At 46.4% G+C, this 12555-nt stretch carries 10 protein-coding genes; 6 read left to right on the top strand and 4 right to left on the bottom strand.

What is annotated here, in order from left to right:
- Positions 1-5 precede the first annotated feature (5 nt).
- Positions 6-1607, top strand: a complete 1602-nt coding sequence (locus QQL36_RS23405; protein ID WP_321566949.1) for a sigma 54-interacting transcriptional regulator — start codon at positions 6-8, stop codon at positions 1605-1607.
- Here QQL36_RS23405 and QQL36_RS23400 read toward each other — a convergent pair.
- The 3 genes from QQL36_RS23400 to QQL36_RS23390 all read right to left on the bottom strand — a co-directional run bounded on the left by QQL36_RS23400 (position 1593) and on the right by QQL36_RS23390 (position 4877).
- The gene (locus tag QQL36_RS23400; RefSeq protein ID WP_321566948.1) at positions 1593-2525 is read right to left on the bottom strand and encodes a VOC family protein; all 933 of its coding nucleotides are present in this window, start codon (positions 2523-2525) and stop codon (positions 1593-1595) included. The two genes, QQL36_RS23405 and QQL36_RS23400, sit on opposite strands and share 15 nt — an antisense overlap.
- A 244-nt stretch (positions 2526-2769) precedes the next feature.
- Positions 2770-3018, bottom strand: a complete 249-nt coding sequence (locus tag QQL36_RS23395) for a hypothetical protein (RefSeq protein WP_321566947.1) — start codon at positions 3016-3018, stop codon at positions 2770-2772.
- Between the two features lie 56 nt (positions 3019-3074).
- Positions 3075-4877, bottom strand: a complete 1803-nt coding sequence (locus tag QQL36_RS23390; protein ID WP_321566946.1) for a glycoside hydrolase family 2 protein — start codon at positions 4875-4877, stop codon at positions 3075-3077.
- A 321-nt stretch (positions 4878-5198) separates the two neighbouring features.
- Here QQL36_RS23390 and QQL36_RS23385 point away from each other — a divergent pair, with 321 nt between their 5' ends.
- The 3 genes from QQL36_RS23385 to QQL36_RS23375 all read left to right on the top strand — a co-directional run bounded on the left by QQL36_RS23385 (position 5199) and on the right by QQL36_RS23375 (position 7841).
- Positions 5199-5618: a hypothetical protein gene (locus tag QQL36_RS23385; RefSeq protein WP_321566945.1), complete on the top strand. Its 420-nt coding sequence runs from the start codon at positions 5199-5201 to the stop codon at positions 5616-5618.
- A 127-nt stretch (positions 5619-5745) separates the two neighbouring features.
- Entirely contained in the window at positions 5746-6576 is an 831-nt protein-coding gene (locus tag QQL36_RS23380; protein ID WP_321566944.1) for a response regulator transcription factor, read from the top strand.
- Positions 6573-7841 carry a sensor histidine kinase gene (locus tag QQL36_RS23375; RefSeq protein WP_083723176.1) on the top strand — a complete coding sequence of 423 codons (1269 nt, stop codon included), beginning with the start codon at positions 6573-6575 and terminating at the stop codon, positions 7839-7841. Before QQL36_RS23380 ends, QQL36_RS23375 begins: the two co-directional genes overlap by 4 nt.
- Here QQL36_RS23375 and QQL36_RS23370 read toward each other — a convergent pair.
- Positions 7810-8223 (bottom strand): EamA family transporter, encoded by a 414-nt coding sequence (locus QQL36_RS23370; RefSeq protein WP_083723175.1) that lies wholly within the window; start codon positions 8221-8223, stop codon positions 7810-7812. The genes QQL36_RS23375 and QQL36_RS23370 overlap by 32 nt on opposite strands.
- 203 nt (positions 8224-8426) lie before the next feature.
- Here QQL36_RS23370 and QQL36_RS23365 point away from each other — a divergent pair, with 203 nt between their 5' ends.
- Complete coding sequence (locus QQL36_RS23365) at positions 8427-9065, top strand: LuxR C-terminal-related transcriptional regulator (protein WP_321566943.1); 639 nt, start codon at positions 8427-8429, stop codon at positions 9063-9065.
- A gap of 409 nt (positions 9066-9474) precedes the next feature.
- Entirely contained in the window at positions 9475-12549 is a 3075-nt protein-coding gene (locus tag QQL36_RS23360; RefSeq protein WP_321566942.1) for a TonB-dependent receptor, read from the top strand.
- Positions 12550-12555: the final 6 nt, after the last annotated feature.

Here is a 12555-nt window from a genome sequence, read left to right as displayed (position 1 = left end):
CGATTATGGATTGGAAACAACCTATCATCGTCTCGCATAATCAACTGCTGGAGCAAATTTCCCAAAGGGAAAAAGAGAAGTCAACTCTACTTTACCTCAGTAACAGGATTGCTGCTGCTCAAAAACGGGATGAACTGTGGACCTTGATCACTGATCAATTGCTTTCTCTATTTGGCGGAAAATACTATACACTGTGTCTGATCAATGAAGATGGTAAGACACACTCACCTTTCCTACATACAAATGAAGGCACCATTAAAAAAAGAGTGGATGAAAGTCCCATTATGCACAAAGCACACGATATCGAAGATGGCATCTTCAATATCGCACTGGATGCTGATGAACCTATCATATATGATGTCAAAAAACTAATCCGCAATAAGAATGTGCCGCCTTACATCATTCACTGGCACAATTCAGGTATCCGCGAAATGATGGTCACAAAAATAAGTAATGCCAATCAACCGAAAGGCTTGCTGTACCTGTACGCGGACGAATACGGCGCTTTTTCTCCCAACCAGTTTGACCTGCTCACTGGTATTGCAGATATGCTGGGAATGGGGATCAGTAATATCCTGGCGAATGAAAAAATTGCCCGTCAGCAAATAGAAATTGATCAACTAAAAGGCGGCAGACACTACTTAAACCAGGGCAACTACACTGCTCAACTAATCGGTTCTTCACCGGAAATTCAAAAGATATATAAATTGATTTCCCTTGTCGCTACGGCTGACAGTACGGTTATCATTACCGGCGAAACGGGTACAGGAAAGGAACTGGTAGCCACTGCCATTCATCAGGCATCCCCCCGTGCCCATCAGGAAATGATCCGGGTGAACTGCGCCGCTATTCCCGCTACCCTCATCGAAAGTGAACTATTTGGTCATGAAAAAGGGAGCTTTACCGGGGCAATGGATAAGCGGATCGGGAAGTTTGAACAGGCAGATAACAGTACCATCTTTTTAGACGAAATAGGCGAACTTTCGCTGGAACTACAGTCAAAGCTGCTTAGGGTATTACAGGAGAGAGAAATAGAGCGGATTGGGGGCAAAGGCAGCATTCGTGTGAATGTGCGCATCATTGCCGCCACTAACAGAAACCTGGAAAAAGAAGTACAGGCCGGCCGTTTCAGAAGTGATTTATATTACCGGCTGAATGTGTTTCCGGTATCTTTACCGCCTTTGCGGCAGCGGAAGGAAGACATTCCCATGCTGGTAACACACTTCATCGATCGGTACGCACAGGAAACCCGTAAGAAGGTCACTAACATCAGCCAGAAGGCACTCAATAGCCTGCTGAATTATACCTGGCCTGGGAATATCAGGGAACTGGAACACCTCATTGAAAGAGCGGTATTGCTCTGCACCGGCACGACCATCAGCCAGATTAACCTGCCGGTAAATCAACCTGCCATCCGGGAAGATAACTTTGAAATCATTCCGCTGGCAGCCATGGAACGGGAGTACATCCTCAAGGTCTTAAAGATCTGCAAAGGCAAGGTCTCCGGTCCCAATGGTGCTGCGATCATGCTGGGTTTACCCCCCACCACCCTGATATCAAAAATGCAGAAATTAAATATTAAAAAAGAGCTACTACTTGTAAGCTGACAAATCAATACTGATCGGTGCCAACTGGGACTCCAGCGTAGTCCGCTGCGGTTCCAGCCACTCAGGCAACATCAGGTGCTCACCCAGGTGCGCAGGCGCCTCATCTACACTAAAGCCAGGCAATGCCGTCGCTACTTCAAACAATACCCCACCCGGTTCTCTGAAATATATTGACTGAAAATACTTACGATCCAATATGGGGGTAGCATTCATACCTATACCCGTGATCTTTTGGCGGATACTGGTTTGCGCCCCGCTATCAGGTGTCGTAAAGGCAATGTGATGCACGGTACCACTGCCGGATAAGCCTTTCAGACTGTCAGGCATGCATACCAGATCTACATAATTACCCGGTTTATCATTCGCCGCAAAACGGAAACGATTGCCCTTTTCTGCGATCAGTATGTGATCTAGCTGGGTGGTCAAAAGACCTGCCGTGCGCTCATACCCTTCTTCCCATATTTCTACACTGTAAAAACCGCGGATGGAATGCGCATCCCCCTTTCTATCATCCTTATCATTAAAGATCAGTTCCAGCCCCAAACCATCTGTATCTTCGAGATATACAGCCAGTTCGCCCTCAAAACGTTCTACCGGTGGCTTGTGTGCTATACCAAAGCGTTTCAGCCTTTCCAGCCAGTAATTCAGACTCGCCAGGGGGACGGAGAAAGCTGTGGTATTCAGCATCCCTTTGCCCTGACGCCCATGCTTCAATCCTTCGTACGGGAAGAAAGTCATGATACTACCGGGAGCGCCGGCTTCATCTCCATAATATAAGTGATATACACTGTTTGCGTCAAAATTCACGGTCTTCTTTACCAGCCTTAAGCCCAGTATACCTGCATAAAATTCGAGGTTCTTCTGCGAACTGCCGGCGATAGCGGTTACGTGGTGAATGCCTGTTACAAGATTATTCATGGGGTGTAATTTAAATCTCACAAAACGCAATAATAATTAAATCGATAAATTATACAACAAAACCAATAAAAAATAAAAGGGGGATCTATCATAAGTAACAGGAAGGCCATGAGAATTGCATGTACTAAAATTTCCGCTATCAGGTACCCGAATAAAAAGGGTGGCGTCCCGAAGTTTTGAGACGCCACCCTTTTTATTCGGATACCTGATGACCATTTATGCCATTCTTAGGTATATTCCCATATTAACACGTTGAGAAATCTGAGGAAAAATTACCATTCACCGCCTGCAACTGATCTACCCGGATCTCAGTCTGGTTCTCCAACCTAAGCCAGTGTTTACCATCCTTTTCATACACACTTTCGATGATACCACCTGCTCTTGTAGGTCCGTTATCGTCGTACAATATGGATGCCTTTTCTTTTTTCTCAAAGAGCTCCATAATGAGCGGGTAGAATGATTCTCCTGGTAAGATTAATTTGCCTGGTTCCACGGTATTTATTTTACCTAAAGATAAAACTATTTCAGGTGATACCGTTTATGAATAACCTATTTTACCTTTACCTGGTACAACTTACGATTCTCCTCCGCCAGCTGCTGCACAGGGAATTTATCTACCTTTCTGTCATACGTCATGAAACCGTTTACTTCACCCTCTACATCCGTAGTTTGTGTATACACCGCAGCGGACAGACCCAGTGGAATCAGCTCTGCCAATCTATCAGTAAAGGTTTTATATTTCTTAAACATCTCTTCGCTGTTTTTGAAAGACTGATACCCCCAGTTCTTATTTCCCTGCCAGTTATGGCCTTCCAATGGTAAACCCAATCCACCAAACTCACCTAATACCAGGATCTGTTTTTTACCAAATACATCCGGTCTTGGCATAGCAGGATTTGGATAGTTGTGCAGGTCAATGATATGCCCCGTTTCGTAGAAGTTACCACCACTTGCACTATTTACAAGTCTGGATGGATCTTTTTGCATGGTCCATGCTGTGATCTCTACCGTTTTGAACTGCCCCCATGCTTCGTTGAATGGTGTCCAGACTACAATACAAGGGAAGTTGTATGCTGCATCCATAATAGCATTCCATTCTTTGCGATAGTAGCCTTCTGATTCAGGCGTACGATTTTTGTCTGTACCACGGTCTAAAATACCCGGTCTGTTCTCCCAGCCATTACCCAGGTCACCGCTAGGCATATCCTGCCAGAGCAGCATGCCTTTCTGATCACAATATGCGTAGTAAGTAGCAGGTTCCAGTTTGATGTGCTTTCTGATCATGTTAAAGCCCATCTTTTGTAGCTGATCAATATCATACACCATCGCTTCGTGTGTAGGCGCGGTGTACAAACCGTCAGGCCACCATCCCTGGTCCAGCGGACCGTATTGAAATACAAACTCATTGTTCAGCATCATACGCTGAATCCCGTTCTGATCCGGTGCCATAGATATTTTGCGCATGGCAAAATAACTCTTCACCGCATCCACAGGTTTGCTTTTACGTATAAGCGTTACTTTTAGATCATACAGGAAAGGATGGGTGGCAGACCATAGTTTTTCATGCTGCAAAGTCAGCACGGCTGTCGCAGATGGCGCTACTTCCTGTGTAGCGATCACATTGCCGCCATCCAGTACTTCTACTTTTACCTGGTCGCCAGCCTGCGCACCTGCTACATTCGTGCTTACGCTGATGGTATGATGATCGATATCAGGCGTGTTCTTTGTAGACGTGATATAGGTTTTAGGCACCGCTTCCAGCCAAACCGTCTGCCAGATGCCGGTCACAGGGGTATACCAGATACCTTCGGGGTGCTTTACCTGTTTACCACGTGGCTGAGGACCGTCATCTGTCGGATCCCATACACGAACAGTGATCTCCTGTTTCGCACCACTCTTCAGGAATGGGGTGATGTTGATAGAGAACGGATCGAAGCCCCCTTCGTGTTTGCCGGCGCTTTTGCCGTTTACGAAGACTTCAGTCTGCCAGTCAACCGCGCCGAAATGCAACAGGATATCTTTACCTTTCATGGTAGCAGGTATACTGATGTTTGTATTGTACCATAAAAGACTGTCCTTTCCGACAGTGCGGCCTACACCGGACAATGCCGATTCTACGGCGAATGGAACGAGGATACTACCTTCGTATTTTGCGGGTTTATCCTGCCCAGCAGGTGTGATAGCATAGCTCCATAAGCCGTTCAGGTTTTTCCAGTTATTATCGCGCACCAGCTGTGGACGTGGATATTCCGGCAAAGGGGCATTTGGATCTACTTTTTCCGCCCATGGCGTAACGATCCTGTCCCTGATTAAATGCCAGTTGTTTTGCTGTGCGTGTACAGCGTAACTCATGCAACCTAACATGAGTAAAGAGTAAGTGAACTTTTTCATAAAAATCGTGATCTGAGTATAACGTGCATGAAATAAATGAGGTCAAAAGATATAAAATATTACCCAAAAGTGTACATGTTCGAAAAATCCTATTTTTTCGCACTTTAGTCCTTAACAGTCTGCTGGCTTGTTCCGACCTTTGGATCATGGAAAATGGTAGACGAAGACGTAGACATCTTTGATTGTACAGTACCCTGGCACCTGAAAAAAGAAATGCAAAGGGTACAGTCTAAAGAAATAGATGCGATACCTTACCTAACTGAATGGTATAAATAACAAACTATGAATCACGAATCAATCATTTGGAACTACATTCGTTCCAACCATGTACTCAGTATTACCAGCTTTCATAATGGAGATGTCTGGGCGGCCAATCTATTCTACGCATGCGATTATGAGCAGAAAAGGTTACTGTTTATGACTTCTGAGATCAATACAAAACATGGTGCATTGATGTTGGCAAACAGTCATGTAGTGGGTACTATCTGTGATCAGACCGTTGACGTAGCAAAGTTAAAAGGGCTACAATATACGGCTGTCGCGACCATCGTGCACGCACCGGAAGCGCTGGATGTATATATGCAACAGTTTCCGATGGCGAAACATCACCAGGAAACACTGTGGATGATTACCTTTACTGCTTTGAAACTGACGGACAACTCCGCTGGTTTTGGCACAAAATACACCTGGAACATTGAATAGCGACCGACCAGATTGTTAGATATTTCCCTTCCGGCGCCGGCGAACACGACAATGCATAAACGCACGTCTCTACAGAATCTCTACAGTTTTCTACAATACTTTTATTCCCAGGTCTAAACCACCACATATGAAAGTGTTGATTATTGAAGATGAGAAGAATCTATCAGACAGCATCTGCCAGTACCTGGCTGATGAGAATTTTTTATGTGAGGTCGCAGATACTTTCGATACCGCCCTGGAAAAGATATCACTGTATGATTATATGTGCATCATACTTGACATTAACTTACCCGGGGGTAGCGGGCTCGAGTTATTGAAGGAATTAAAAAGGAATAATAAGAATGACGGCGTGCTGATTATCTCCGCCCGGAATTCCCTGGATGATAAAGTGTTTGGTCTTAAGGCCGGGGCCGACGATTACCTGTCTAAGCCATTTCACCTCCCTGAGTTATCAGCCCGTGTAGCAGCCATCATCCGGCGCAAATCTTTCAACGGGAATAATATTATTACATTCGAAGAGCTGCAACTAAACCTTGGAGAGAAAACAGCCATTGTCAATGAACAAATCATTGACCTTACGGGGGGGGGGGGGGGGGGGGGGGGGGGGGGGGGGGGGGGGGGGGGGGGGGGGGGGGGGGGGGGGGGGGGGGGGGGGGGGGGGGGGGGGGGGGGGGGGGGGGGGGGGGGGGGGGGGGGGGGGGGGGGGGGGGGGGGGGGGGGGGGGGGGGGGGGGCGCAAAGAATACGATTTGCTGTTATACTTTATCAGTAACAAAAATAAAGTGATCAGCAAGAGCGCCATAGCAGAACATATCTGCGGAGACGAAATGGACCTCTCCGGCAGTTATGACTTCCTCTATAGTCACATCAAGAACCTCCGCAAAAAGCTGGTGCAGTCCGGTTGTCCCGATTACATCAGGTCTGTATATGGTATGGGCTATAAATTATCCCTGTCATGAAATTACTGACCCGGTATAACCGTATTAACCTGGTATCCACCATTGTGATCTTCCTGCTTTCCGGTATCGCATTTTTCTTCGCCCTCCACCTGACCTTATTAAAGCAGATGGATGAGGACCTGCGGATCGAACAGCGGGAAATCACTAATTATGTGGCACTCCATAATATGCTCTTCACTCCCGTGGAAGTGAAAGACCAGGAGACCATCATAGAAAAGACGAAAAAGCCTTATGAGAAAGAAAAATTCAAAACCGTCGAAGTAGATCATAATGAGGACTACCGGCAGTTATCTTTTTCTATCCAGGCTGGCGGCGAATGGTATAATGTAAAAGTGAGGAAGTCACTGGAAGCGACAGAGCACATTACCAGAACGGTTTTCGCGATTACTTTTTGTACCATCTTACTCGTCCTGTTATTGACGGTCGTTATTAATGCTACCATCCTCAGAAAACTTTGGCAGCCATTCTATACCTCCCTGGATCTGTTACAACGATTCAAAGTAAATGACCGGGAACCATTGATATTGCCTGCCAGTACCATCGACGAATTCACGTTTATGAACAGTATCCTGGATCGTACTACGACCAAAGCCATACAGGATTATGAAAGATTAAAGGAATTTACTGAAAATGCCTCCCATGAATTGCAAACGCCCCTCGCTATAATCCGGTCCAAACTGGAAATGATGATGCAGGGTGAGAACCTGACTGAATACCAGTTTAACGCCCTGCAAAGTGCCTCTGAGGCGCTCGACAGACTGGCCCGCATGAACCAGTCCCTCCTGTTGCTCACCAAAATAGAAAACGAGCAATTTGACAATAAATCTATTGTAGACCTGACACAGATCGTACAACAAAAGGCCGCACAGTTTGTAGAGATCTGGCAGGATAAATCCCTGAATATCTCACTGGACGTAAAGGCCGTTCAGTTACATGCTAATAAGGAGCTGATTGAATTGCTGCTCAATAACCTGTTCAGCAACGCGACCCGACATAACTATGAAAACGGGAATATTCTAATCACTTTAAGCCAGCAGCGGCTTTGTATTAAAAATACCGGTCATCCTGCACCATTGAACCATAAGCACCTGTTCCAGCGATTTTACAATCCTTCCAACAATAGTACCAGTAATGGGCTTGGACTGGCGGTGATTCACCAGATCTGTACAGCCAACGGGTTCAAAGTAGATTATGATTATAAGGACGACTTACATATATTCACTATTATCTTTATTAACGAATCAACACAAACGTACCTGCCATAATCAGTAAGGCGCCGGCAATAGTTTTATAATCCAGACTTTCTTTGAGAAAAATAGCAGAGAGAGCAATGGCAATTGCGACACTTAACTTGTCTATAGGGGCCACTTTGGAAACAGGGCCGGTCGAGAGGGCCTTAAAATAAAAAATCCAGGAGAGACCAGTGGCCATGCCACTCAGGGTTAAAAACAAGAGGTGCTTCCGGGTCAGGGCCTGCAGGTCCTTCGCTTCGCCTCCAGCAAACACAATCCCCCATGCAATGATCAGGATCACTACAGTACGGATAGCCGTAGCTACGTTGCTGCTGATGCCCTGTAATCCAAACTTGGCCAGTACGGCCGTCAATCCTGCAAAAAGTGCAGATAGCAATGCATAATATCTCCACATAAACTAGTAGTTAGGAATGGCTGTATGCGTGATCAGGTGATATATGCCGATGCTGCAAACGATGGCAAATATGATTAGCGCAAATATAATATAACGAATACAGGTACTATTCATAAAATAAAAGTATAGGTCAATTCTGGAGAAAATCTGATATTTGCCGCCATAACCAGGCCCTAAAAAGAAAACCCTCAATTATTACACGAATGATTCAACAGTCAATGTCCCCAAGGTTCAAAATAGGGGTAATCGAAGAAGATACGAATTACCGCCATGAACTGGTCCTGAACATTTCACGTCATACAGACCTTTCTGTATGTTTACACACCGCTACCACAACAGCAGCACAAAGCTTTTTACAGCAACAACCACACCTGTTATTATTGGGTATGCCCCCGGGCACACAACAACAAATAGACGATATCAAGGTGCTGAAGTCTTTGCAACCAGCTATGCTGATTGTGGTGATGACGGCTGATGAAGATCCACAGGTGATACAGCAGGCTTTTGATAAAGGAGCTGATGGATACATCTTAAAGACGGACCTCTTCCACAATATCACCCGCAAACTGGTGCATATGCTGGAATATGATCAGCCTGTGGTGAGTCAGCAGCTGTTTCGGTATTTGCTCTATCGCAATAAAGGAGAAAAGCCCATACCACAAACAAACCTGACTAAGAAAGAAAAGGAAATCACGGATCTTGTACTGGAAGGGTTGCCTTATAAATCGATCGCAGCAAAACTGAACTTAAGTTTGAATACTATACAATACCACATGAAAAACATATTCTACAAACTAGGTATCAAAACCAAATCAGAACTCTTCAAAATGTTCTACCAATAACTGATTTTCTTGTCTAAATGATTCTCAAATATTCTTCTATGGGTAATTCCAAATTACCTATGGATCATTGTTTTTAAAAACATTATCCTACAATAACGGTAGATTATCATTTTGATAATGCTACTAAAATCGTGTTTTCAGACAACTGGCCGGTGCCTGGGGTTGCCTGTATACTTAAGATACCTATGCAGGACCCTGGGCCTCCCCAACTGGTCGCTCATCCACCCCCACCTCCTCCCAAAAAAAGGTGGGGTTTTTGATTTTAAAAAAATATATCTACATTGTAGAAGTGTCAATCGTACATCTATTATTCCATGTAACAACGCGCAATCAATAAACCCTGACTAACCCTCAGTGGGATGGAGGATATTCAACTGTAACCAATTCATCAATTAAATTAAATTCCCTTATGACAAACAGCCAGCTGCGCCTGACCAGGCGCAAAACTCCTATTCTATTTCTGCTGTTGCTCTTCCCGTTTCTGGCCAGTGCCCAGAAAAAGATCACCGGCCAGATCACAGACGCCGAAACAAAAAGCCCGGTTTTTAAGGCGGCCATTATGATCAAAGGCACTCAAAAAGGTACTTATAGCGACGAAAAAGGCCAATATTCCATCGACGCACCTGCAGGCAGCACCCTACTCTTTACTTCTATGGAATACGACAATACAGAAGTGACTGTCGGTGCCGACAATACCATCAATATAGCCCTCAAACCCAAAGTCTCGGGGCTCAATGAAGTCGTAGTCATTGGTTATGGTACCGTAAAAAGGAAAGACCTTACCGGCGCCATCGCCTCCCTCAAAGCAGCGGATCTTAAAACCGAAGGTGTGAGCAATGTAGGTCGCTCCCTACAGGGCAGGCTCCCCGGTGTGACGGTGGAATCTGCTGGTGGTGATCCCGGTTCCGGCACCCGCATCCTCATCAGAGGTGTCGGTACGCTCAACAATGCGGATCCCCTCTACCTCGTAGACGGTGTGCAGGTGGCTAATATCAACAACATTGCCCCCGGTGATATTGAAAGTATGGACGTGCTCAAAGATGCCTCGGCCGCTGCAATCTACGGTTCCCGGGCTGCCAACGGCGTTGTGCTGGTGACCACCAAAAGCGGGAAAGCCGGTAAACCCGTCTTTAATTTCAGAACCAACGTCGGCTCTCAGAAGCTGGCTAAAAAATACGAGGTGCTGAACGCTGAAGAATGGGCGACCGTGAGCAATGCAGCACACGACGCCGGCAATGGCGGCGCAGGACTTCCCCGGCTCGATATAGCCGCTAACCCATCGACACTGGGCGCTGGTACTGACTGGCAGGATGCTATCTACAGAACAGCCCCTATTCAGCAATATTACCTTGGCGTATCCGGTGGCAGTGATTACTCCCGCTACAGTGTATCCGGCGAGTACACCGACCAGGCAGGTATCGTAGACGTAACCGGTTACAAACGGTACGGCATCCGCGCCAAAACTGAATCGACCAAAGGTATCCTCAAATTTGGCCAGACCTTCCTCGCCACCCGCGAAAAATGGATCCGCATGAGCGATGGCTGGGGAGGACAGGGTGGTAACGCCGTAGGTTCTGCCATGAAGATGATCCCCACTTATAAGATCTACGACACCTCCGCCATCGGTGGTTATAGCGGTGCTTCCGGTTCCGTGGTAAATATTCCTAACCCGGTCGCCCTGCTGCACCTCGAAGATGTGAGCTACGAACTCGTCTCCTTCCTCGCTAATGCCTATGCCGAAGTGGCTTTACGCCCTTATCTGAAGTATAAATTCAACATGGGTTATACCACTTCCTTTGGCCAAACCGACGACTACGTGCGCCGTCATGAAGTAGGGAACCTCTTCATCCAGCAGACAAACGACATGAGCCGTGAAAAGGAAAGAAACCAGATGGTACTGCTGGAAAACACGTTGAATTTCAACAAGGATTTCGGCAAGCACTCCATTCAGGCATTGGTAGGTTACAGCTATCAAAAGACCAATTACAATTATAACCTGATGGCTAAAACGAACCTGCCTGATGGTATCAAAGAACTGGATGCTGCTTCCGGTACCGCTTCTGTGGGAGGTAACAGTGTAGAAAGCATACTGCTCTCTACGTTAGGCCGTGTTATTTATGCGTACGATAACCGCTACCTGCTGACCGCGAGTTTCCGCCGCGATGGTTCTTCCCGCTTCGGTGCCTCCAACCGCTTTGGTAACTTCCCTTCTGTGGCTGTAGGCTGGAACATCAATAATGAACACTTCTGGCATGTAGATCCAAGCATTGTCTCCTCCCTCAAACTGAGAGCCAGCTATGGTATACTGGGTAACCAGGAAATAGGTGATTATCAATATAGCGCTGCCATTGCATCGAATATCAACTACGTGATCGGCGATGCACAACAGAAATGGTTTGGCGCTATTCAGACAGCCTACTCCTCTCCTAATATCAAATGGGAAAACACCGCTACTACCAACGTAGGTGTGGATGTGAGTTTCCTGAAAGGCTCCCTGAATGCCAGCGTCGATTACTTCTTTAAGAAAACAACTGACGTATTGCTGAATGTACCGATCCCGGGATCTGCTGGTTCTTCCACCAACCCTGTGGTGAATGCAGGTACTATCCAGAACAAGGGGATTGAACTCGGGTTGAACTATTCCAATCATATCGGGGAGTTCAATTATACCGTGTTTGGTACGATCTCTTCTGTGAAGAACAAAGTGATCGAACTGGGTACCGGTACCCAACAGATCTTTGGCGGCCAGCCCACCCATCATGGCGCTTCCTCTACACTGACAGAAGCTGGTGGCGAAGTGACAGGCTTTTACCTGATCAAAACACTGGGCATCTTCCAGTCGCAGGACGAGATCAATGCCTACAAGGATAAAAATGGTAACCTGATACAACCTTATGCTGCACCCGGTGACATCAAATTCCTGGATGCCAATGGCGACGGTATTATCAGCAGTGCCGACCGTGTACACATGGGCAGTCCGTTCCCTGATTTTGAATACGGTGTAGGTCTGAACCTCTCCGCATTTCACTTTGACCTGAACATCTACATGCAGGGTGTATCAGGCAATAAGATTTACAACGGTGTAAGACAGGATATGGAAGGTATGAACCTGGAATACAACTATGCAAAAACAACGCTGCAGGCATGGACACCAGAACACCATACCAATATGCCAAGAGCGGTGATAGACGATCCTAACCTGAACGCGCAAACTTCTTCCCGCTTCTTAGAGAGCGGCACCTATTTCAGGATGAAGACCCTGCAACTGGGATATACCATCCCTGAGAGTCTGAATGCCAGACTACACACGACTTCGGTAAGGGCGTATCTCAGTGCAGACAATCTATTTACCCTCACACGCTATAGTGGTTTCAATGCAGACATTGGTCGTTCCGGCAGCATCCTTGACAGAGGCGTAGATTATGGTCACGTGGCGTATCCGCTGGCCCGCGTATTCTCTGCCGGTATCCAATTATCCTTCTAATTCATC

Source organism: Chitinophaga sp. LS1 (assembly GCF_034274695.1).
GTDB lineage: Bacteria > Bacteroidota > Bacteroidia > Chitinophagales > Chitinophagaceae > Chitinophaga.
Note: the sequence above shows the minus strand (reverse complement) of the source record. Positions and strands in the feature narration are given on the sequence as shown.